Origin of the sequence: Bacillus kexueae (genome assembly GCF_022809095.1) — a bacterium.
GTDB classification, from domain to species: Bacteria; Bacillota; Bacilli; order Bacillales; family Aeribacillaceae; genus Bacillus_BZ; species Bacillus_BZ kexueae.
The window spans coordinates 221,008-242,403 of record NZ_JALAZE010000003.1; the positions used below are offsets into that span (position 1 = coordinate 221,008).

Annotated in this window: 24 protein-coding genes; all 24 read left to right on the plus strand. The window is 36.8% G+C overall.

Translation table 11 applies throughout. From position 1 onward, the window contains the following. Positions 1–3: 3 nt before the first annotated feature. The 24 genes from ML543_RS08595 to rseP all read left to right on the plus strand — a co-directional run bounded on the left by ML543_RS08595 (position 4) and on the right by rseP (position 21,340). Positions 4–369, plus strand: coding sequence for a response regulator (locus ML543_RS08595; RefSeq protein ID WP_243386870.1), 366 nt, complete (start codon positions 4–6; stop codon positions 367–369). Positions 370–383: 14 nt separating this feature from the next. Continuing rightward, complete coding sequence (gene fliO / locus ML543_RS08600) at positions 384–992, plus strand: flagellar biosynthetic protein FliO (RefSeq protein ID WP_243386871.1); 609 nt, start codon at positions 384–386, stop codon at positions 990–992. Beyond that, positions 985–1,647: a flagellar type III secretion system pore protein FliP gene (gene fliP, locus ML543_RS08605; protein WP_243386873.1), complete on the plus strand. Its 663-nt coding sequence runs from the start codon at positions 985–987 to the stop codon at positions 1,645–1,647. Before fliO ends, fliP begins: the two co-directional genes overlap by 8 nt. A gap of 14 nt (positions 1,648–1,661) precedes the next feature. Then, positions 1,662–1,934, plus strand: coding sequence for a flagellar biosynthesis protein FliQ (gene fliQ / locus ML543_RS08610; RefSeq protein WP_243386875.1), 273 nt, complete (start codon positions 1,662–1,664; stop codon positions 1,932–1,934). Further along, the gene (fliR, locus tag ML543_RS08615; RefSeq protein ID WP_243386876.1) at positions 1,934–2,713 is read left to right on the plus strand and encodes a flagellar biosynthetic protein FliR; all 780 of its coding nucleotides are present in this window, start codon (positions 1,934–1,936) and stop codon (positions 2,711–2,713) included. Before fliQ ends, fliR begins: the two co-directional genes overlap by 1 nt. After that, complete coding sequence (gene flhB, locus ML543_RS08620) at positions 2,710–3,792, plus strand: flagellar biosynthesis protein FlhB (protein ID WP_243386877.1); 1,083 nt, start codon at positions 2,710–2,712, stop codon at positions 3,790–3,792. The genes fliR and flhB overlap by 4 nt, the downstream gene beginning before the upstream one ends. A 23-nt stretch (positions 3,793–3,815) precedes the next feature. After that, positions 3,816–5,849, plus strand: a complete 2,034-nt coding sequence (gene flhA, locus ML543_RS08625) for a flagellar biosynthesis protein FlhA (RefSeq protein WP_243386878.1) — start codon at positions 3,816–3,818, stop codon at positions 5,847–5,849. Then, entirely contained in the window at positions 5,849–6,967 is a 1,119-nt protein-coding gene (gene flhF, locus ML543_RS08630) for a flagellar biosynthesis GTPase FlhF (protein WP_243386879.1), read from the plus strand. Before flhA ends, flhF begins: the two co-directional genes overlap by 1 nt. Before the next feature lie 5 nt (positions 6,968–6,972). Then, positions 6,973–7,818, plus strand: coding sequence for a MinD/ParA family protein (locus ML543_RS08635; protein WP_243386880.1), 846 nt, complete (start codon positions 6,973–6,975; stop codon positions 7,816–7,818). Between the two features lie 6 nt (positions 7,819–7,824). Then, positions 7,825–8,883: a protein-glutamate methylesterase/protein-glutamine glutaminase gene (locus tag ML543_RS08640; RefSeq protein ID WP_279326605.1), complete on the plus strand. Its 1,059-nt coding sequence runs from the start codon at positions 7,825–7,827 to the stop codon at positions 8,881–8,883. A gap of 22 nt (positions 8,884–8,905) precedes the next feature. Then, a complete protein-coding gene (locus ML543_RS08645) occupies positions 8,906–10,933 on the plus strand; it encodes a chemotaxis protein CheA (RefSeq protein WP_243386881.1) in 2,028 nt (675 codons plus the stop codon). Between the two features lie 67 nt (positions 10,934–11,000). Further along, positions 11,001–11,444 carry a chemotaxis protein CheW gene (locus ML543_RS08650; RefSeq protein ID WP_243386882.1) on the plus strand — a complete coding sequence of 148 codons (444 nt, stop codon included), beginning with the start codon at positions 11,001–11,003 and terminating at the stop codon, positions 11,442–11,444. Further along, positions 11,441–12,064 carry a chemotaxis protein CheC gene (locus tag ML543_RS08655; protein WP_243386883.1) on the plus strand — a complete coding sequence of 208 codons (624 nt, stop codon included), beginning with the start codon at positions 11,441–11,443 and terminating at the stop codon, positions 12,062–12,064. The genes ML543_RS08650 and ML543_RS08655 overlap by 4 nt, the downstream gene beginning before the upstream one ends. Positions 12,065–12,068: 4 nt before the next feature. Next, the gene (locus tag ML543_RS08660; protein WP_243386884.1) at positions 12,069–12,566 is read left to right on the plus strand and encodes a chemotaxis protein CheD; all 498 of its coding nucleotides are present in this window, start codon (positions 12,069–12,071) and stop codon (positions 12,564–12,566) included. Positions 12,567–12,642: 76 nt separating this feature from the next. Continuing rightward, complete coding sequence (locus ML543_RS08665) at positions 12,643–13,410, plus strand: FliA/WhiG family RNA polymerase sigma factor (protein ID WP_243386885.1); 768 nt, start codon at positions 12,643–12,645, stop codon at positions 13,408–13,410. Positions 13,411–13,426: 16 nt separating this feature from the next. Continuing rightward, the gene (locus ML543_RS08670) at positions 13,427–13,909 is read left to right on the plus strand and encodes a DUF6115 domain-containing protein (protein ID WP_243386886.1); all 483 of its coding nucleotides are present in this window, start codon (positions 13,427–13,429) and stop codon (positions 13,907–13,909) included. A 147-nt stretch (positions 13,910–14,056) separates the two neighbouring features. Beyond that, positions 14,057–14,767 (plus strand): 30S ribosomal protein S2, encoded by a 711-nt coding sequence (gene rpsB, locus ML543_RS08675; protein WP_243386887.1) that lies wholly within the window; start codon positions 14,057–14,059, stop codon positions 14,765–14,767. Positions 14,768–14,863: 96 nt separating this feature from the next. Further along, on the plus strand, positions 14,864–15,745 hold the full coding sequence (gene tsf / locus ML543_RS08680) for a translation elongation factor Ts (RefSeq protein ID WP_243386888.1): 882 nt from the start codon (positions 14,864–14,866) through the stop codon (positions 15,743–15,745). Positions 15,746–15,909: 164 nt separating this feature from the next. Next, positions 15,910–16,632: a UMP kinase gene (gene pyrH / locus ML543_RS08685; RefSeq protein ID WP_243386890.1), complete on the plus strand. Its 723-nt coding sequence runs from the start codon at positions 15,910–15,912 to the stop codon at positions 16,630–16,632. A 4-nt stretch (positions 16,633–16,636) separates the two neighbouring features. Then, positions 16,637–17,194 carry a ribosome recycling factor gene (gene frr / locus ML543_RS08690; protein WP_243386892.1) on the plus strand — a complete coding sequence of 186 codons (558 nt, stop codon included), beginning with the start codon at positions 16,637–16,639 and terminating at the stop codon, positions 17,192–17,194. Between the two features lie 117 nt (positions 17,195–17,311). Next, positions 17,312–18,085, plus strand: coding sequence for an isoprenyl transferase (locus ML543_RS08695; protein ID WP_243386893.1), 774 nt, complete (start codon positions 17,312–17,314; stop codon positions 18,083–18,085). Between the two features lie 13 nt (positions 18,086–18,098). After that, positions 18,099–18,893, plus strand: coding sequence for a phosphatidate cytidylyltransferase (locus ML543_RS08700; RefSeq protein ID WP_243386894.1), 795 nt, complete (start codon positions 18,099–18,101; stop codon positions 18,891–18,893). A 27-nt stretch (positions 18,894–18,920) separates the two neighbouring features. Beyond that, positions 18,921–20,066: a 1-deoxy-D-xylulose-5-phosphate reductoisomerase gene (locus tag ML543_RS08705; RefSeq protein WP_243386895.1), complete on the plus strand. Its 1,146-nt coding sequence runs from the start codon at positions 18,921–18,923 to the stop codon at positions 20,064–20,066. 14 nt (positions 20,067–20,080) lie between these two features. Continuing rightward, positions 20,081–21,340 carry an RIP metalloprotease RseP gene (rseP, locus tag ML543_RS08710; protein ID WP_243386896.1) on the plus strand — a complete coding sequence of 420 codons (1,260 nt, stop codon included), beginning with the start codon at positions 20,081–20,083 and terminating at the stop codon, positions 21,338–21,340. Positions 21,341–21,396: the final 56 nt, after the last annotated feature.

Consider the following 21,396-nt stretch of genomic DNA (forward strand, 5'->3'; position numbering starts at 1 on the left):
ACTATGGCAAACAAAATTTTAATCGTGGATGATGCAGCATTTATGCGAATGATGATTAAGGACATTTTAACTAAGAATGGGTATGAAGTGGTTGCAGAAGCAGCAGACGGGGTTCAAGCTGTTGAAAAATACAAAGAATTACAACCTGACTTAGTTACAATGGATATTACAATGCCAGAAATGGATGGAATTCAAGCATTGAAAGAAATTCGTCAAATTAACCCAAATGCAAAAGTCATTATGTGTTCTGCAATGGGGCAACAAGCGATGGTAATTGATGCAATTCAAGCTGGTGCGAAAGATTTTATCGTCAAACCATTCCAAGCAGATCGAGTATTAGAAGCAATTAGTAAAACATTAGGAGCTTAAGGGGAATTCCTCCTTTGAAAAGAGTTAAAAAGCTATTATTCTTCTTTTCTATTTTTTTATTATGCACGCTGTCCTCTGTCACAGTCGTAGTGGCAGAGGCAGGTAATACATCTGTTAGTGATTTCTATAGTAACGATGGAAAAGAAGAGCCATTTGTCGAACCAGAAGTACCAGCAGCGGAAATCTCGTTTGTTGAATTTATCAAGATGATTTTTGCTTTTCTGTTTGTTTTATTACTTATTTACCTGTTAATGAGATTTCTAAAAAGTAAAAACCGTTTGTTTCAAGGGTCCAGCTATATTGAGCTTTTAGGAGGTACAAGCTTAGGCCAAAATCGGTCCATTCAGCTTGTAAAAGTTGGAGACCGAGTATTCGTTCTAGGTGTAGGGGACTCAATTCAATTGTTAAAAGAAATTGATGAGGATGAAGAAATTGAGCGAATTAAGGCTGAAAAAGAGCAAGCTTTCAAATCTCCAGTTGAAGAAAAGGTGAAAAACTGGTTTAACCAAAGAAAGTCGAGCACTCCTCAATTCTCATTTAAAAAAGAACTTGAAGAAATGATGAAGAAACGTTCAGAACAAATGATTCAGCTTAACATGAAGGGAAAGGCAGAAGATGAATGAGTTTATTGAGTTATTCAATCAAAGCGATCCAGAAAATGTAACGACAAGTATTCAGTTATTGCTGTTGCTAACTGTTCTTTCTCTAGCACCAAGCATTTTAATATTATTTACTTGTTTTACTAGAATCATAATCGTTTTATCATTTGTTCGAACTTCATTGGCAACTCAACAAATGCCTCCTAATCAAGTATTAATCGGGTTAGCTTTATTTATGACGTTTTTTATAATGGGCCCTACATTTCAAGAGGTTCATCAACAAGCCTTAACACCTCTATTTAACAATGAAATTGATTTGGAAGAGGCCTACGAAAAAGCGGAAAAGCCGTTTCGAGAATTTATGAGTCAACATACAAGGCAAAAAGATTTGGCCTTGTTCTTAAAGTATCATGATGTCGAACCTACATCGGTTGATGACATCCCGATGACAGCACTTGTACCTGCATTTGCAATCAGTGAAATAAAAACTGCCTTTCAAATTGGATTTTTAATTTTTATTCCATTTTTAATTATTGATATGGTAGTAGCGAGCATTTTAATGTCGATGGGGATGATGATGCTACCGCCGGTCATGATTTCACTACCGTTTAAAATATTATTGTTCGTGTTAGTTGATGGGTGGTACCTCGTTATTAAATCGTTATTACAAAGCTTTTAGAGAAGGGGAAAAACATGAGTTCGGAAATGGTATTATCATTGGCAGAAAGAGCAGTTTATACGACCTTAATCGTTTGCGGTCCGATCCTTTTGTTAGCCTTAATTGTCGGTTTACTTGTAAGTATATTCCAAGCTACAACGCAAATACAAGAACAAACATTAGCTTTTGTTCCGAAAATTATTGCTGTTTTAGTGGGCTTAATCTTTTTTGGACCGTGGATGTTATCGATAATGTTATCTTACACACATGAATTATTAAGTAATCTACATCAATTTATAGGATCGTAATGGAGAATCTTATTAACTACTATCCTGCTTTTCTGCTTGTACTAACAAGAATTGCATCCTTTATGGTCACAATGCCGTTATTCTCGTACCGTACAATTCCTAATCGAATGAAAATTGGGATTTCCTTTTTTATCGCTCTACTTATCACATACACGATTGATGTACCTACCTTAAGTTTGGATGAACGTTTCATTCTCTTAATATTAAAAGAAGCGACAGTAGGTTTAATGATCGGTCTTGCTGCTTACTTGATATTTGCTGCCATACAAACAGCGGGGAGCTTTATCGATTTTCAGATGGGATTTGCCATCGCAAGCATTGTAGATCCTCAAACAGGTGTCCAATCACCGTTAATCGGTCAATTCTTTAACATAGTTGCATTGCTCCTTTTACTTAGTACGAATGCACATCACCTTCTGATTGATGGGATGATTCATAGCTTTCAATTCATTCCGCTAGATAAAGGAGTATTGCTTTTTGGGAATGAAAGCATGACAGCTGTTATCATAAAAAGTTTTAATACGATGTTCATTGTTGCTTTTCAAATGGCGCTTCCGATTGTAGGTTGTCTTTTTCTAGTAGATGTAGCGCTTGGGATTGTAGCGAGGACAGTGCCACAATTAAATGTATTTGTAGTCGGTTTACCGTTAAAAATAGGCGTGAGTTTTATCATGATTTTCCTAGTAATGGGAGCATTGTTCTTCGTTATTGAGGAATTATTTCAATTCATGCTCGAATTAACTAATACGTTATTAAGAATTTTAGGTGATTTTAGTTGAGTCTCATACGAATAGACTTACAGTTTTTCTCAGGAGAAAAAACTGAGAAGGCGACTCCGAAGAAGAGGCAAGAAGCACGAAAAAAAGGACAAGTCGCCAAAAGTGCTGATGTAAATACCGCCATCACGTTATTCTTCATGTTTCTTGCTTTACTCTTTTTTGGACGCTATATGCTGGATTTAATGTTATCACTTTTTCGGACCACATTTAGTGAATATCTATTTATCGAATTGAATGAAGAAAACGTCCATATGCTGTTTCAAACGTTAATGTATCAGTCAGCAAAAATGGTTGCCCCAATGTTTGTTGTAGCCGTCATTGCAGGTTTAGTAAGTAACTATATGCAAGTAGGCTTTATGTTTTCGACTGAGCCGTTAAAAATGAAGTTAGAGAAAATTAATCCGATCCAAGGATTTAAACGAATATACTCGCTTCGTGCACTAGTGGAGCTTTTAAAATCCATTTTGAAGATTACTTTCGTGGGATTCGTTACATTTCTCGTTCTCTATTTTCAGTTCGATGAGTTATTGACATTGCCACAGATGTCAGTAGGTGACGCATTTGTATTCCTTGCGAATTTAACACTTCAAATGGGGCTGTTTGCTTCAGGTGCGCTCCTTTTCATTGCAGTTTTAGACTATGTATATCAAAAATATGATTTTGAAAAAAATATCCGAATGTCTAAACAAGATATAAAAGATGAATTTAAAAAAACAGAAGGAGATCCGTTAATCAAGTCTCGTATTAAGCAGAAGCAAAGGGAAATGGCTATGCAAAGGATGATGGAAGAAGTTCCGAAAGCAGATGTCGTCATTACGAATCCAACTCACTTTGCCATTGCGATTAAATATGATGAAGAAAAATTAGATGCACCCTTTGTCGTTGCTAAAGGTACAGATTTTTTAGCTCAAAAAATAAAAGAGATTGCGCATAAACATGACGTTGTCCTTGTGGAAAACAAACCGTTGGCCAGAGCTCTATATGACCAGACTGAGATTGGAGATGTTATACCAGAGCATTTCTTTAAAGCAGTCGCAGAAATTATCGCATACGTATATCGATTAAAACAGAAAGTGTAATTAGTTGTTAGGAGAGAAAATTCATGCAAGCAAGAGATTTATCCGTTCTTATTTCTGTCATATTAATTATTGCCATGCTCATAATACCTTTTCAACCTTGGATGTTGAGTATATTAATCATTATTAATATTTCTCTTGCATTGTTGGTTCTCCTCACATCCATGAATATGCAGGAACCATTACAGTTTTCAATTTTTCCATCATTACTCTTATTACTAACTCTTTTCCGCCTTGGACTTAATGTTTCAACTACAAGATCCATTCTCTCAAAAGGAGAAGCAGGAAAAGTAGTCGAAACGTTTGGAACTTTCGTTGTTGGTGGGAATGTTTTAGTAGGGTTTGTTGTGTTCTTAATATTAATAATTATTCAATTTATTGTTATCACAAAAGGTTCAGAACGTGTTTCAGAAGTAGCTGCTCGCTTTACACTAGATGCTATGCCAGGGAAACAAATGAGTATCGATGCTGATTTAAATGCAGGTATTATTTCCGATGAAGAAGCGAAGAAACGTCGTGAAAAAGTAGCTAGAGAAGCGGATTTTTACGGTGCGATGGACGGGGCCAGTAAATTTGTTAAAGGAGATGCCATAGCTGGAATTGTTATTGTTCTAATTAACATCATCTTTGGTATCATTATCGGAATGGTTCAACAAGACTTACCGTTACAGGAAGCAGCATCTCGTTATACATTATTAACTGTTGGCGACGGAATTGTTAGTCAAATTCCCGCCTTATTGATTTCGACTGCAACCGGTATTGTCGTTACACGTGCAGCATCTGATGGAAACTTAGGAAGCGACATTACAAAACAACTATTTGCTTATCCAAAAATGCTGTATGTTGCTGGAGGTACAATATTCTTATTAGGAATAGTGACACCGATTGGAGTGCTATTAACGGCTCCGATTGCAATTCTACTTGCTTCACTTGGGTATTATATGACCCGTACACAGCAACGTGAAATGGCTGTGAGTGAGCAGGTTGAAGAAGAAGAACCAATTCAAGATATGAAGAGCCCAGAGCAAATCATGAATCTTATAGATTTAGACCCGATAGAATTTGAGTTTGGCTATGGATTAATTCCCCTTGCTGATACGAATCAAGGTGGAGACCTTTTAGATCGTATCGTTATGATTCGTAGGCAATTGGCGATTGAACTTGGGATGGTCATTCCAGTTGTAAGAATTCGGGACAATATTCAGTTAGAGCCGAATGAGTATCGCTTAAAAATTAAGGGGAATGAAGTAGCTAAAGGTGAATTGTTATTAGATCACTATTTAGCCCTTGGACCAGGAATAGAGGAAGATTCTATCGATGGGATTCATACGAAGGAACCTTCATTCGGTTTACCAGCAAAATGGATTAGTGAAGAAACGAAGGATGAGGCTGAAATATACGGATTTACAGTAGTGGACCCACCTTCCGTTGTTTCAACGCATATTACTGAGTTGTTAAAAAAACACGCGTACGAATTGCTTGGTAGGCATGAAACGAAACAGCTTGTCGATCATTTGAAATCCCAATATCCAATTGTCGTTGAAGAAGTAACGCCAAATCCATTATCAATTGGAGATATTCAAAAAGTCTTGTCAAAATTATTAAAGGAAAAAGTGTCAATACGTAATTTGCCTGTCATTTTTGAAACGTTAGCAGATTATGGAAAAATGACGACAGACCCAGATCTGTTAACTGAGTATGTAAGACAAGCGCTCGCTAAACAAATAACAAGCCAGTATACAAAAGACGGTGAGGCTTTAAAAGTTGTCACACTCTCTGGTCAAACAGAAAAACTAATCGCAGATGGAGTACATCAGACGGAACATGGTAATTATTTATCGTTAGACCCACAACATTCTCAAGCGATAATCGAATCAGTTGCTAATCAAGTAGAGCAGCTATCGATGCAAGGTGAAACACCGATAATTCTATGTTCTCCTGCTGTTCGAATGTATGTGCGAGAACTGCTAGAACGATACTTACCTGATATACCGATCCTTTCATACAATGAGTTAGAAGCTAATGTTGAGGTACAGAGCGTCGGGGTGGTGAATGCATAATGAAAATTAAAAAATATAAAGCTTCTTCTTTACAGGAAGCGATGAAATATATTCGAAAAGACTTGGGTCAAGATGCTGTCATTTTAAATTCAAAAGTGGTTTATACGGGTGGATTTTTCGGCCTTTTTCAAAAGAAAAATATTGAAGTGATTGCTGGAATCGATGATGATCCCGATAAACGCACAAAAAAAATCGCAAGAATTGAGACAAGTGTAGAACGCATTCAGGAACAAAATACTGAATCAAGTACTTCCAATGAGACTGTCCATCTATTAATGGAAGAAATGAGAGGTTTAAAAAAACTGATTCAAAACGTTCCTCAGAGTGGAGAACGGATTTACCCTGATGAATTGGCTGTCTTTGAAAATACTTTAAAACGACAAGGAATATCCGATGAAATTCGAACAAAAATCATGTCATCGGTTGTAGAAGCTTTCTATTTGAATAAAAAAGAAATGGACGTTGACCACCTTTGGGATGTCATAAAAAAAGAAGTGAAGAATGAACTGAGTTCAATCTCATTTCATGGAATGTCAAATAAAAAATATATTAATGTGATCGGTCCAACAGGAGTTGGTAAAACTACCACTTTAGCAAAATTAGCGGCAGAAATGAAAATTAAGCAAGGAAAGAGCATAGCATTTATTACGACTGATACCTATCGAATTGCAGCGATTGAACAGTTGAAAACGTATGCGAATATTTTAAATGCTCCTGTTGAAGTTTGTTATAACGCTGAAGACTTTATTAAAGCTAAGACAAAGCTTCATTCTTATGATGTAGTGTTCATCGATACTGCTGGCAGAAATTTCATGGAACAGCAATATGTAAAAGATTTAGAAAAAGTTATTGATTTTCATCATGATATGGAAACATTCCTTGTTTTCTCTCTAACTGCTAAATATGAGGATATGGAAAGTATATTCGAACAATTTTCTACGATTCCGATTCATCAATTCATCTTCACAAAATACGATGAAACGAGTACGCGGGGAGCCATGCTAAACCTCATTATGAAAACGAGAATTGGATGTGGGTACATAACCAATGGACAAGATGTGCCTGATGATATCCAAAAGATGGATAGAGAAAAATTTGTTGAATGGTTATTGAGGTAGTTAAGATGGATCAAGCAGAAAAACTCCGATTACAATTACAGAATATTCATCAAAAGCAAGCGACGACATACGCTGTAATTAGTGGAAAAGGTGGGGTAGGAAAATCAAACCTTGTCTTAAACATATCACTTTTGTTGGCAAAACGTGCAAACAGTGTTTTAGTCGTTGATTGCGACATTGGAATGGCGAATATTGACTTGTTACTCGGGGTTCCTTCCTCTTCTAAATCACTTATCGATATGGTTGAAGAACGCCTAGCTTATACAGAGTGCGTGAGTGTGGGGCCAAATCGATTGAACTTTTTAAGTGGAGGAACGAGCCTTTCGAAGCTAATTTCCTTTAAGGATAATGAGTACCAGTTCTTCTTTGAACAACTTGAAAAAATGTCCATGCAATATGACCAGATCTTTTTTGATATGGGAGCAGGGATTTCGGATATAAGTTTAAATTTTATTAAAAGTGTGGATGAGGTTCTCGTTGTGTCAACGCCTGAGCCAACATCTATCATGGATGCTTATGCTGCTATAAAACTAGTATTACACGAGATGCCAGATAAAAAAATCTCATTAATTGTGAACCGCTGTCAAAAACGAAACGATGGAGAAGAAACATGGCAAAAGCTCTCTCAAACAGTAAAACGATTTTTACATAACGAAATACATTTATTAGGGACTATCCCTGATGACCGCCATGTTCAACAAGCAGTTATGGAACAAACACCTTTCACGCTAAAATATCCATCTTCACCATCTTCGAAAGCTGTCGACACCATTGCTTCGAAATTAATGGGGATTGAATCGAATGAAAGTGGGTTTGTTAATAGATTGAAAAAATTCTTTTTGAAAGGTTGATTCCTTTTGCAAAAAATCAAAGTGTTAGTCATCGATGATTCTGCATTTATGAGAAAACTCATTTCTGATTTTTTAAATGACCATCCGGAGATTGATGTAGTTGGCACTGCAAGGAATGGCCAAGATGGTTTAGATAAGATTCAACGCTTCAAACCGCATGTTGTTACACTTGATATTGAGATGCCCGTTTTAGACGGCCTTGAAACATTAAAAAAAATTATGAAAGACCATCCCCTTCCAGTGATCATGTTATCGAGTACGACAAAAGCAGGGGCTAAAAACACCATATTATCCTTACAATATGGAGCATTCGATTTTATTCCGAAGCCTTCAGGAGCTATATCGTTAGATTTGCATAAAGTAAAGGATCAAATCGTCGAAAAAGTACTGCAAGCAGCTAATGCATCTAGGCGACTGAAAACTGTTCATCATAAGGAACAAGAGCAAACAATAACTGTTCAACCGGTTGTTAAAAGAATACCAATGGCGAAAAAAAATGATCACGTTTTAGTAGGAATTGGTACCTCAACCGGTGGGCCAAGAGCACTTCAGATGGTTATCCCACATTTACCTAATAATCGAAGGGCATCTTATTTTGTAGCTCAACACATGCCAAAAGGGTTTACTCAATCACTCGCTGAACGATTAAATGAAATGTCTGAATTGCAAGTGAAAGAAGCAGAGAATGGAGAAATCGTTCAAAAAGGTGTTGTTTACGTAGCGCCAGGAGGACAACATTTGAAAATTATACAAAAAGGTGCATCTCTTCAAATCGTTATCGTGAACGAAGACCATGGAGGTTATCGACCATCCGTCGATTTATTGTTCGAATCGATGAGTAAACTCCTTAATTATGACAAAGTAGCAGTCATTATGACAGGTATGGGGTACGATGGCACAAAAGGATTAAAAGCATTAAAAGAGTCTGGGAATGTGACGACCATTGCTCAATCGGAAGAATCCTCGATTATTTTCGGGATGCCAAAATCTGCGATTGAAGCAAATGTAATTGATCATATTGTTGATTTGAAAGATATTCCGCAAAGTATTCAAAGTATTATTTGAAAATACAAGGAGTGAGCCTCATATGGAAATGAACCAGTATTTAGAGATCTTCTTGGAGGAAAGCAAAGAACATCTTCAAACATGTAATGAAAAACTTCTTGATCTTGAGCAAGCCCCTGAAGATTTATCCATTGTTAATGAAATCTTTCGTTCAGCACATACATTAAAAGGTATGAGCGCAACAATGGGATTCGAAGATTTAGCAGATTTAACACACAAAATGGAGAATGTTTTAGACGCGATTCGAAATGAAGTGTTAGTTGTAAACACGGATATCGTAGACGTTCTCTTTTCAGCAATGGAAAGTCTAGAAGAAATGGTAGAATCGATCGCCTCTGGTGGAGATGGGAAAAAAGATGTATCCGCTCTAGTGAAAAAGTTAGAGCAAATCGAGAAAGGTGAAGCTTCAAATTCTACAGACGATGCTCAAGGCTTAGATGAACAAAACAAATCATTTGATGAGTATGAGCGAACAATTATTATGCAGTCAAAAGAACAAGGATATCAAGTTCTCGAATTAACGGTTACACTTCGCGAAGACTGTTTACTAAAAGGTGCTCGTGCATTCATGGTTTTTGAACTGTTGGAAAAGGAAGGGGAAATCGTTAGATCGACTCCATCTGTCGAATTGTTAGAAGAAGAGAAATTCGACCATCAGTTTGTCGTTACATATATTACAAAAGAAGAGAAAGAGGCCATTCAATCTAAAGTATTAAAAGTATCAGAGATTGAGAAAGTTGAAGTGTCAGAAGTTCAACTAGATGAATCGGTAAATCAAGAAGTTGAAGATTCAAATGACAGCGTTGCAGCTACGATTGAGGCTCCGAAAAAAGAAGCTGCAGAACAAGGTGAGAAAAAAGAAGATTCAAAACCGAAGGAGCAGCCGAGCAAAAAAGCAAAACAATCATCCAAAACGATTCGTGTGAACATCGATCGACTCGACGTATTAATGAACTTATTTGAAGAGTTAGTTATTGATAAAGGCAGATTAGAGCAAATCTCTAAAGATTTAAATCACGCAGAATTAAAAGAAACGGTCGAGAAAATGTCACGTGTTTCTGGTGACCTCCAAAATATTATTTTAAATATGCGTATGATTCCAATTGAAACGGTGTTTAATCGTTTCCCTCGAATGGTGCGGCAATTAGCAAGAGATTTGAATAAAAAAATTAAATTGCAAATTATTGGCGCAGAAACAGAGCTTGATCGCACTGTCATTGACGAAATTGGTGATCCTCTAGTTCATTTAATTCGTAATGCAATCGACCATGGAATTGAAACACCTGAGGTTCGCTTAGCTAATGGTAAGCATGAAGAAGGAAAGCTTGTATTACGTGCTTACCATAGTGGAAACCATGTCTTTATTGAAATTGAAGATGATGGAAATGGAATTAATCAGCGAAAAGTACTACAAAAAGCGATTGAGCGTGGAGTCGTTTCTAAAGAAGTAGCAGAAACCCTTTCACCACAACAAATCTATCAATTAATCTTCTCATCTGGTTTTTCAACAGCTGACCAAATCTCTGATATATCCGGGCGCGGTGTTGGACTGGATGTAGTTAAAAATACGATTGAGTCACTAGGTGGAAGCATCACGATTGATTCGATTGAAGGGAAAGGAACGTTATTCTCTATTCAATTACCATTAACTCTATCCATTATTTCCGTGATGCTTGTTGAATTAGGGAAAGAGAAATATGGAATTCCGATTTCTTCAATTATTGAGTCGCTTGTCATTAATAAAGAAGATATTTTACAAACTCATGATTATAAAGTGATTGATTATCGAGGAAAAATCGTACCTCTCGTTTTCTTGCGTGACTTATTTGGGGTAGAAGATGATAAAGAAGATGATATGTATTCAGTTGTTGTCGTGAAAAAAGGAGATAAAATGGCCGGTCTCGTTGTAGATTCATTTATCGGACAACAAGAAATCGTCTTAAAGTCACTAGGACAATATTTAACAAATGTATTCGCAATTTCGGGTGCAACAATCCTAGGTGATGGGCAAGTAGCTTTAATTATAGATTGCAATTCCTTAATTAAGTAATAAAAGAGAGGAGGGTGGCCTTCCGCTTTCCTCTCATAAAATGATCACGGTAGAGGTGAGGGAATAAATGACACAAACAGCGGTAAATGAACTAAAAGTTATCGTGTTTCAACTAGAAGAAAAAGAATACGGCATATTCGTACAAGATGTAAAATCAATTGAGAAAATCGTTCACATTACACGTGTTCCTGGAACGCCTTCCTACATAAAAGGAGTTATTAATTTACGCGGGGTTGTGACACCAATAATTGATTTACGAACACGATTTAGTTTAGAAGAAAAAATTGATGATCAAACTCGTGTAATTATTTCATCAAAAAATAATGTGGATGTTGGATTGATTGTTGACGCGGCCCATGATGTGATTGATATAACGGAAGACCAAATCGAACCAAAACCTGAAGTGGTAGGTGGGGTCGAATCTTCATTTATAAAAGGAGTTACTAAAATTGATAAGCGTCTCATTATGTTATTAGATATTGACAAAGTACTTGAGGGGCAAGATGTATGAGTTTCCTAAAAAATATTACTAACGCGCAATTGGATGTGTTGAAGGAAATTGGAAACATCGGAGCCGGGAATGCAGCTACAGCATTGTCGAATATTTTAAATAAAGCCATTCATATGGAAGTACCGGATGCAAAAGTAGGAACATTTGATGAAATCATGGAGTTAATCGGGTCAGAACAAGAAGTGGTTGCTCTTTATTTACGTCTTGAAGGTGACATTCAAGGGTCAATGTTTTTCATTCTATCCGTTCAAAATGCTTCAGAATATTTAAATGTATTAGTCGGTGAAACCACGATTTCACTTGAAAAAGAAATGAATGATTTAGAAATTTCAGCACTTCAAGAACTTGGGAACATTTTAGTAGGGTCGTATGTTTCTGCTCTTTCCGATTTAACTAAATTGTATATTTATCAATCCGTGCCGTTTTTATCCGTTGACATGTTTGGAGCGGTCATTAGTCACGGGTTATTAGAATTATCGCCAGTAAGTGATCAAGCGTTAATCATTGACACAGTGATCAAAGATAATGAACAACAAGATCAAGACTTCTTAAAAGGTCACATTTTCTTTTTACCCAATCATGAGGCTTATCAGAAAATCTTTGAGAAGTTAGAGGTTTAAAATTATGAATCAGCTATCATCTGTTGTTAAGGTTGGGATTGCCGACTTAAAATTTGTAAAAGCACCCTATAAAATCCGAACATCCGGTCTAGGCTCATGTGTAGGATTGATTGTTTACCATGAAAAGAATAAAACGGCAGGGTTAGCACATATTATGCTACCGGATTCTTCCTTAGCGAAATCAGAAGAATTAAACGAAGCGAAATACGCAGATACTGCAGTGAAAAAACTTGTACAACATTTTCAAAAAGAAGGAATGCCTTTAACTTCCCTTCGTGCAAAAATAGCTGGTGGAGCACAAATGTTCTCTTTTAAACCAGCATCAGACATTATGAGAATAGGACCTCGAAATGTCGAAGCCATAAAAGAAGAATTAAAGTCATTTCGAATTCCCCTCGTAGCTGAAGACGTGGGGGGGAATGCTGGTAGAACGATTGAATTTGATCCGGATACTTGCAAACTGATGATTCGTACGGTGAATAAAGGAACACGAGAAATTTAACATAAATATTGAATTATGGAATTTGGACAAATACCGACTGATAAAAGGTTCACGTATTTTTAGAGGAGGATGACAAATGGCCCAAATGACACTTAATGATGAGAAGCAATATTGGCAAAAATGGATCGAGTGTCGTGATAGACAGGCATGTGACATGCTAATAAAAAAGTACATGCCATTAGTCCGTTACCATGTGGGGCGCATTTCGGTTGGATTACCTAAAAACGTCGATAAAGAAGATTTAATGAGCTTAGGAATGTTCGGCTTATATGATGCACTTGAGAAGTATGACCCTGACCGTGATTTGAAATTTGATACGTATGCTACTTTTCGAATACGTGGTGCCATTCTAGATGGACTTCGAAAAGAAGATTGGTTACCCCGTAGCTCACGTGAAAAAACGAAAAAAATCGAAGTAGCGATTGAACGATTAGAGCAAAAATATTTACGAAATGTAACTCCTGAAGAGATTGCCGAAGAGGTCGGTATGTCCAAAGAAGAAGTTTTACAAGCTGTAAATGAAAATTACTTTTCCAACATCTTATCGATTGATGAGCAATTACAAGATCATGATGATGGAGAAAATTTGACTATCATGATTAAAGATGATCGTGCTAAAACGCCTGAAGATCGACTTATAGAAGGAGAACTTTTTGATCAGTTGGCATATCTCATTACACAACTTAATGAAAAAGAGCAGCTTGTCATTAGTTTGTTTTACAAAGAAGAATTAACCTTAACCGAGATTGGACAAGTGTTAGGGTTATCAACTTCGAGAATATCTCAAATTCATTCGCGAGCTTTGTCAAAGTTAAAAGTAGTATTAGAGAAAATCGTTTCTTAAAAAAGTAGGGAATTATATGACAACATTATTAATTTTGTTTAGTTTCATCATTCACATTCTTTCAATCTTTGCTATAATCATCCTTTTCACAAAATATCAATCCATTAAACAATTAGAGCAATCACAAAAACAGCTTCTTCAAGAGACAGAAGAAGCTCTTTCCCTTTTTATGATGCAAATGAAAGAGGAAAATGAAAAATTTATTAATCAGTTACAGGTATCTGACAAAAAAAATCCTCTTCCTCTGAGAAATGAAGTAGAAAGCAGACAAATCAAAGAAGAAAATGATGATGATGACTTACCTTCTCATCTTCAAACAATCCTTGAACAGCAGATGGATGTAATAGAAGTGAAGGAAATTCCACGTGATGAGACGACATCTCATGATCAAATTATTGAACTTTCTAAGAAGGGGTATACAATCGAAGAAATTGCACAACAATTAAATGTAGGAAAAACGGAGATTGAACTTTTCCTTAAATTTAATCAAAAACAATGATTTCATGCTTGATTGACCGAAGTCAATATGGTATATTTGTTTCTGGTGTTAATACACACGTCCGATGATTTAAGCACTGGTGCTACTTTGTAGTCTTGCTTGAAGATGACGCGGGCGGAGGATAAGAAACCATAGGAGGAACAGAAAATGTCAGTAATTTCAATGAAACAATTACTTGAAGCTGGTGTACATTTCGGACACCAAACTCGCCGTTGGAACCCAAAAATGAAGAAGTACATCTTCACTGAGCGTAACGGCATCTACATCATCGACTTACAAAAAACGGTGAAAAAAGTAGAAGAAGCTTACCAATTCACGAAAGAATTAGCTGCAAACGGCGGTACTATTCTTTTCGTTGGTACTAAAAAACAAGCACAAGAGTCTGTAAAAGAAGAAGCAGAACGTGCAGGTATGTACTACATCAACCAACGTTGGTTAGGTGGTACATTAACTAACTTCGAAACAATCCAAAAGCGTATCCAACGCTTAAAAGACATCCGTAAAATGGAAGAGGATGGAACGTTTGAAGTACTTCCTAAGAAAGAAGTTGTTCAACTTAACAAAGAATTAGAGCGCCTTGAGAAATTCTTAGGCGGTATTAAAGATATGAAGCAACTTCCAGATGCGCTTTTCGTCATCGACCCTCGTAAAGAGCGTATTGCAGTTGCTGAAGCACGTAAATTAAACATCCCGATCATCGGTATCGTTGATACAAACTGTGATCCAGATGAGATTGATTACGTGATCCCTGCAAACGATGATGCAATTCGCGCTGTTAAGCTTTTAACTTCTAAAATTGCAGACGCTATTTTAGAAGCTAAACAAGGCGAAGAAACTACTACAACTACAACTGCTTAATGAAGCAAAAAGGTGATAAGAGGGGAATAAAGCCTTTTATCACCTTTTTTTAACCAATGCATCCCATACATATGTATATTAAAGGAGGAAACCAAAATGGCAATCACTGCTCAAATGGTAAAAGAATTGCGTGAGAAAACTGGCGCAGGTATGATGGATTGTAAAAAAGCATTAACTGAAACAAATGGCGATATGGAAAAAGCAATCGACTTCCTTCGTGAAAAAGGTATTGCAAAAGCTGCAAAGAAAGCTGACCGCATCGCTGCTGAAGGTTCTGCTTTAATCAAAGCTGTAGGAAACGAAGCGGTTATTATTGAAGTGAACTCTGAAACTGATTTCGTTGCGAAAAACGAATCTTTCAAAGAATTATTAGATGTTTTAGCAGCTCACCTATTAGCGAAAAAGCCAGCTTCTTTAGAAGACGCTTTAGCTTCTACAATGGACAACGGTTCTACAGTTCAAGATTACATCAATGCTGCTATTGCAAAAATCGGTGAAAAAATTACACTTCGTCGTTTTGAAATTGCTGAAAAGACAGACAAAGATGCATTCGGTGCATACTTACACATGGGTGGACGTATCGGTGTATTAGCTGTGTTAGAAGGAACTACTGAAGAAGAAGTTGCTAAAGACGTAGCAATGCACGTAGCGGCTGTAAACCCTCGCTATATTGATCGTGACGCAGTTCCACAATCAGAAGTAGACCATGAGCGTGAAGTTCTTAAGCAACAAGCTCTTAACGAAGGAAAACCAGAACACATTGTTGAAAAAATGGTTGAAGGTCGTTTAGGTAAGTTCTTCGAAGAAATTTGCTTATTAGACCAAAACTTCGTTAAAAACCCAGATGAGAAAGTACGTAACTACGTACAATCTAAAGGCGCTACTGTAAAATCTTTCGTTCGTTATGAAGTTGGAGAAGGTATTGAAAAGCGTCAAGATAACTTCGCAGAAGAAGTTATGAACCAAGTGAAAAAATAATGTTGAGCTAAATTATGATGAGCTGTGCTTTTTAAGCACTAACATCAGCCGCTTAAAGGAGATCCCTTTAAGCAAAATAAAGGGAACACAATTGTGTTCCCTCTTTTTCGACATGATCATTTTACTACCTTAAACAATAGGTAGGAAATAGCTTGGAGGTTATTATGGAATCGCCCAAATATAAACGTATTGTATTAAAGTTAAGTGGGGAAGCTTTAGCCGGACAGCAAGGGTTCGGGATTAATCCAGCTGTCATTCAATCCATTGCTAAACAAGTGAAAGAAATTGCTGAACTAGATGTAGAAGTAGCCGTTGTTGTAGGTGGAGGAAACATTTGGCGTGGGAAGATCGGAAGCGAAATGGGAATGGACCGTGCAACAGCTGACTACATGGGAATGCTTGCGACAGTGATGAATTCTTTAGCTCTTCAAGATAGCTTAGAAAACTTAGGTATTCAAACACGTGTACAGACATCAATTGAAATGCGTCAAGTCGCTGAGCCTTACATAAGAAGAAAAGCTATCCGTCATTTAGAAAAAAAGCGTGTTGTAATTTTCGCTGCGGGTACTGGTAACCCTTATTTCTCAACAGATACAACGGCTGCATTACGTGCGGCAGAGATCGAGGCTGATGTCATCTTAATGGCTAAAAACAATGTTGACGGAGTTTACAGTGCCGATCCGAAGAAGGACGAAAATGCTATCAAATACGATGAACTATCATATTTAGATGTATTAAAAGAAGGATTAGCAGTAATGGATTCTACAGCTTCATCCTTGTGTATGGATAATGATATTCCGTTACTTGTATTTTCTATTATGGAAGAAGGAAATATTAAACGTGCCGTTTTAGGCGAAAACATTGGAACAGTAGTAAGGGGGAAATAACCATATGTCAAAGCAAGTTTTAGATCAAGCGAAAGAAAAAATGGAAAAAGCCGTTTCTGCATTAAAACGTGAATTAGCAAGCGTACGTGCAGGTCGTGCTAATGCATCTTTATTAGATAAAATTCAAGTGGATTATTACGGAGTTCCAACACCTGTTAACCAATTAGCATCAATCAGCGTTCCAGAAGCTCGCTTACTCGTTATTCAACCATATGATAAATCTTCTTTAGGAGAAGTTGAAAAAGCAATCTTAAAATCTGACTTAGGTTTAACGCCAACAAGCGATGGTACGGTTATTCGAATTACGATTCCTGCACTTACAGAAGAGCGTCGTAAAGAGTTAGCCAAAACAGTTCGTAAATATTCTGAAGATGCAAAAGTAGCTGTTCGTAATATTCGTCGTGATGCAAATGATGAGTTGAAAAAGCTTGAGAAAGATGGCGAAATTACAGAAGATGAACTTCGTAGCTATCAAGACGATGTTCAAAAACTTACAGACACTTACGTAAATCATGTCGATGAAGCGACAAAAGAGAAAGAAAAAGAAATCATGGAAGTTTAATACGTTTCTATGTAAAATAGAAATGTGAAAAAACCCTCTTCACCATACAGGGGGTTTTTTTGTTAACTCAGTTGCTACATCCGTCATGTGGCTACATTTTCTCTTTGGAGGATTAACATGTTTAATTTTATGAAAAAATGGACAAACTCCGAACAACTGAATGAAACGATTACGATTGAGCAAATAAAGCAACATGAGATTCCGAAACATATTGCAATCATAATGGACGGTAATGGACGATGGGCAAAAAAACGCTCACTTCCGAGAATGGCCGGACATCATGAAGGAATGAAAGTTGTACGAAAAATTACGAAGCTTGCCAATGAACTAGAAGTGAAAGCTTTAACTTTATATGCTTTTTCAACCGAAAACTGGAAACGTCCGAAAACTGAAGTAGACTACTTGATGAAATTGCCTGAACAGTTTTTAAGTACGTTTTTACCGGAACTAATTGAAGAAAATGTTCGTGTACAAATTGTGGGCGATTCTTCAAAGCTCCCAAACCATACCTTACAAGCTGTTCAAAAAGCGATGAAAGAAACAGAGCAGAATACAGGGCTAATTTTAAACTTTGCGTTAAATTACGGTAGTCGTGCGGAAATAATTCATGCTGTTCAGCAAATAGCACAAGAGTATAAAGAAGACGCCATTTCGCTTGATCAAATTAACGAAGATTACTTTTCTGATAAATTAATGACAAAAGGTTTGGAAGACCCAGATTTATTAATTCGAACAAGTGGGGAAATACGTTTATCTAACTTTCTGTTATGGCAACTGGCTTATACAGAATTTTGGTTTACAGATGTATTATGGCCGGACTTTAATGAACAACATTTTTTAACAGCAATTCATGACTATCAACAAAGAGGTCGCAGGTTCGGCGGCATTTAGAAGGTGTGATGAAATGAAAACGAGAATCATTACAGCTGTCGTTGCGGCAGCATTATTCATTCCTATTGTATTTATAGGTGGAATTCCTTTTACGATTTTAATATATATGATGGCTTCTGTAGGCTTGTTTGAACTATTACGAATGAAAAAAATACCGATCCTTTCAATCCCAGGAGTCGTTAGTTTATTAATTTTATGGGTATTATTATTCCCAAGCCGTTATATTGAGCTCTTAAATGATATAAATATAAGTAAGGTAGGAACTGTATTTCTAGCAGTTATGTTTTTTCTAACATATACTGTCATATCGAAAAACAAGTTTACATTTGATGATGTTGGATTTACAATTGTAGCCACTTTATACGTTGGAGTTGGATTTTACTTCTTCAATGAAACGAGGTATGAACAACTAGAATATATTTTCTTTGCTTTGTTCCTTGTGTGGGCTACTGATTCCGGAGCTTATTTTTTTGGAAGAGCATTCGGAAAGAAAAAGTTATGGCCAGAAATTAGCCCGAATAAAACGATTGAAGGATTTTTCGGTGGGATTGCCTCCGCAATTGTAGTGGCTTTACTTTTTCAAATGGTAACAGATATTTGGCCATCTTATTTATTGGTTGCCTTCATTGCGGTGTTCGTGTCAATATTTGGACAAATGGGCGATTTAGTTGAATCGGCCCTTAAACGTCATTATCATGTAAAAGATTCCGGCACGATTCTACCAGGGCATGGTGGAATATTAGATCGATTTGATAGTTTGTTATTCGTTCTACCTATTCTTTATTTCTTACTAAAAGTTACGGTGTAATGTATTGTTGGATTGGGAGTGACACTTGTGAAGTACATTAGCTTACTAGGTGCAACGGGTTCGATTGGAAGACAAACGTTGGATGTAATACGACAGCATCCTACTGAGTTTCGATTAGTATCAATGTCGTTCGGCCGAAATGTTAAAGAGGGATTAAAGGCTATTGAAGAATTTCAACCATCTTATGTTGCGGTACAAAACAAAGAGGTGTTCGATCAAATTCGACCAGTTGTACCGTCAAATATTACATTGAATTATGGCCCAGAAGCATTAATTGAGGCAGCAGCCTTTGAAAAAGCAACAATCCTCGTAAACGCTGTTATTGGTAGTGTTGGTCTTTTGCCCACCTTACAAGCAATTAAAGAAAAAAAAGATATTGCCATTGCAAATAAAGAAACGCTAGTAACAGCTGGACATATTGTCACGGCTGCGGCGAAAGAAAATAATGTGAATTTAATACCGGTAGATAGTGAACACTCAGCAATATTTCAAGCCCTGCAAGGAGAAAGACATAAAAATATTGAACGTTTGATCGTGACCGCTTCAGGAGGAAGCTTTAGAGATAAAACGAGAGACGAGCTGAAAGATGTAACTGTTAAACAAGCATTAAATCATCCTAACTGGTCGATGGGTGCTAAAATTACCATTGACTCAGCTACTATGATGAATAAAGGGTTAGAAGTCATAGAGGCTCATTGGTTATTCGACTTACCTTACGATAAAATTGATGTTCTTTTACATAAAGAGAGTATTATCCATTCCATGGTTGAATTTCACGATGGAAGTGTGATGGCGCAATTAGGTACACCTGATATGCGTGTCCCAATTCAATATGCTCTTACATACCCAGACAGGCTTCCATTGAACACAGAACGATTGAATTTAGCAAAACTGGGACAATTACATTTCAAAGAAGCGGATTTAAAGCGATTCCGTTGCTTACATTTTGCTTATGAATCAGGTAAAATAGGTGGTACTATGCCAACTGTGTTAAATGCAGCCAATGAAGTTGCGGTACAAGCATTTTTAACCGATGCAATTTCATTCTTAACAATTGAAGATCTGATTGAAGAAGCTTTGTCCAAGCATAATGTCATTCATAACCCTTCATTGGACGACATCATACAGGTAGATGCTGAAACGAGAAAGTACGTTCAATCACTAATTTCATAAAGGTGGTTTTGCTTGTGAATACAATTATTGCTTTTATCCTCATTTTTGGGGCTCTCGTATTCTTTCATGAACTGGGACATTTAATATTTGCTAAAAGAGCGGGAATTTTATGCCGTGAATTTGCCATTGGATTTGGACCGAAAGTGTTTTCATTTAAACGGGATGAAACCGTCTATACGATTAGATTGCTACCAATCGGTGGATTTGTTCGAATGGCTGGAGAAGACCCTGAAATGATTGAGGTAAAGCCAGGCTATCATATCGGTCTTCTCTTTAACAAATCCAATGAAGTAGAAAAAATTATTCTAAATCATAAAGATCAATACCCTGATGCGCGGATTATTGAAGTGGAGGAAGCGGATTTAGAACAAGGAATGTTTATAACTGGTTATGAACAAGGTGACGATGAAACACTTCGTCGTTATACAGTCAGTGAAAAGTCTTACTTTATTGTAGATAAAGAAGAAGTTCAAATTGCTCCTTATAACCGTCAATTTGCTTCAAAAACAATTGGGCAACGAACAATGGCGATTTTTGCCGGACCCTTAATGAATTTCATCTTAGCTTTTGTCGTCTTATTCTCCTTAGGGTTTATTCAAGGAGCACCAATCAATGACCCGGTATTAGGAGAGTTAACAGAAGACGGTGCGGCGAAAGACGCTGGTTTGTTAAAAGATGATATTGTAAAATCCATTGATGGACAATCAGTCGATGAGTGGACAGATGTAGTGACCATTGTACGTGCTAACCCTGAAAAGGAATTATCCTTTGTCATTGAACGAAATGGTGAAACGGTTCAATTAGAGGTCATCCCAGAAGCGCGTGAAGTTGGGGAAGAAACGATTGGTTTAATCGGTGTATATAGTCCAGTAGAGAAAACGTTTTTTGCATCGCTTAAATTTGGAGTTGTGGAAACGTATCAATGGACAAAAGAAATTATTATAAGTTTAGGTAAGTTGATAACTGGACAGTTCTCAATTGAAATGCTCTCAGGACCAGTAGGAATATACGATATGACGGATAAGATTGCTCAAACTGGTATTACAAATTTATTAAACTGGACAGCTCTCTTAAGCATTAACTTAGGAATAATGAACTTATTGCCAATTCCTGCGTTAGATGGAGGCCGACTTATGTTTCTTGCAATCGAAGCGGTAAGAGGTAAACCAATTGATCGTCAGAAAGAAGGAATTGTGCATTTTATCGGATTTGCGCTACTCATGCTGTTGATGTTAGTCGTAACTTGGAATGATATTCAACGATTCTTTTTCTAAGGCTCTTTTGTAAAGGGTTGTTGCTTTTAGGGTGTATAAAATACATTGCTGAGAAT

What these genes read in the sequence shown, in the direction of transcription:
- ML543_RS08635 (WP_243386880.1), top strand. Translation starts at nt 6,973, where the DNA reads ATGGATCAAGCAGAAAAACTCCGATTACAATTACAGAATATTCATCAA.
- ML543_RS08695 (WP_243386893.1), top strand. Translation starts at nt 17,312, where the DNA reads ATGTTTAATTTTATGAAAAAATGGACAAACTCCGAACAACTGAATGAA.
- ML543_RS08700 (WP_243386894.1), top strand. Translation starts at nt 18,099, where the DNA reads ATGAAAACGAGAATCATTACAGCTGTCGTTGCGGCAGCATTATTCATT.
- flhF (WP_243386879.1), top strand. Translation starts at nt 5,849, where the DNA reads ATGAAAATTAAAAAATATAAAGCTTCTTCTTTACAGGAAGCGATGAAA.
- ML543_RS08660 (WP_243386884.1), top strand. Translation starts at nt 12,069, where the DNA reads ATGAATCAGCTATCATCTGTTGTTAAGGTTGGGATTGCCGACTTAAAA.
- fliR (WP_243386876.1), top strand. Translation starts at nt 1,934, where the DNA reads ATGGAGAATCTTATTAACTACTATCCTGCTTTTCTGCTTGTACTAACA.
- tsf (WP_243386888.1), top strand. Translation starts at nt 14,864, where the DNA reads ATGGCAATCACTGCTCAAATGGTAAAAGAATTGCGTGAGAAAACTGGC.
- ML543_RS08650 (WP_243386882.1), top strand. Translation starts at nt 11,001, where the DNA reads ATGACACAAACAGCGGTAAATGAACTAAAAGTTATCGTGTTTCAACTA.
- ML543_RS08645 (WP_243386881.1), top strand. Translation starts at nt 8,906, where the DNA reads ATGGAAATGAACCAGTATTTAGAGATCTTCTTGGAGGAAAGCAAAGAA.
- ML543_RS08655 (WP_243386883.1), top strand. Translation starts at nt 11,441, where the DNA reads ATGAGTTTCCTAAAAAATATTACTAACGCGCAATTGGATGTGTTGAAG.
- rpsB (WP_243386887.1), top strand. Translation starts at nt 14,057, where the DNA reads ATGTCAGTAATTTCAATGAAACAATTACTTGAAGCTGGTGTACATTTC.
- fliQ (WP_243386875.1), top strand. Translation starts at nt 1,662, where the DNA reads ATGAGTTCGGAAATGGTATTATCATTGGCAGAAAGAGCAGTTTATACG.
- ML543_RS08670 (WP_243386886.1), top strand. Translation starts at nt 13,427, where the DNA reads ATGACAACATTATTAATTTTGTTTAGTTTCATCATTCACATTCTTTCA.
- pyrH (WP_243386890.1), top strand. Translation starts at nt 15,910, where the DNA reads ATGGAATCGCCCAAATATAAACGTATTGTATTAAAGTTAAGTGGGGAA.
- ML543_RS08595 (WP_243386870.1), top strand. Translation starts at nt 4, where the DNA reads ATGGCAAACAAAATTTTAATCGTGGATGATGCAGCATTTATGCGAATG.
- frr (WP_243386892.1), top strand. Translation starts at nt 16,637, where the DNA reads ATGTCAAAGCAAGTTTTAGATCAAGCGAAAGAAAAAATGGAAAAAGCC.
- fliP (WP_243386873.1), top strand. Translation starts at nt 985, where the DNA reads ATGAATGAGTTTATTGAGTTATTCAATCAAAGCGATCCAGAAAATGTA.
- ML543_RS08665 (WP_243386885.1), top strand. Translation starts at nt 12,643, where the DNA reads ATGGCCCAAATGACACTTAATGATGAGAAGCAATATTGGCAAAAATGG.
- flhA (WP_243386878.1), top strand. Translation starts at nt 3,816, where the DNA reads ATGCAAGCAAGAGATTTATCCGTTCTTATTTCTGTCATATTAATTATT.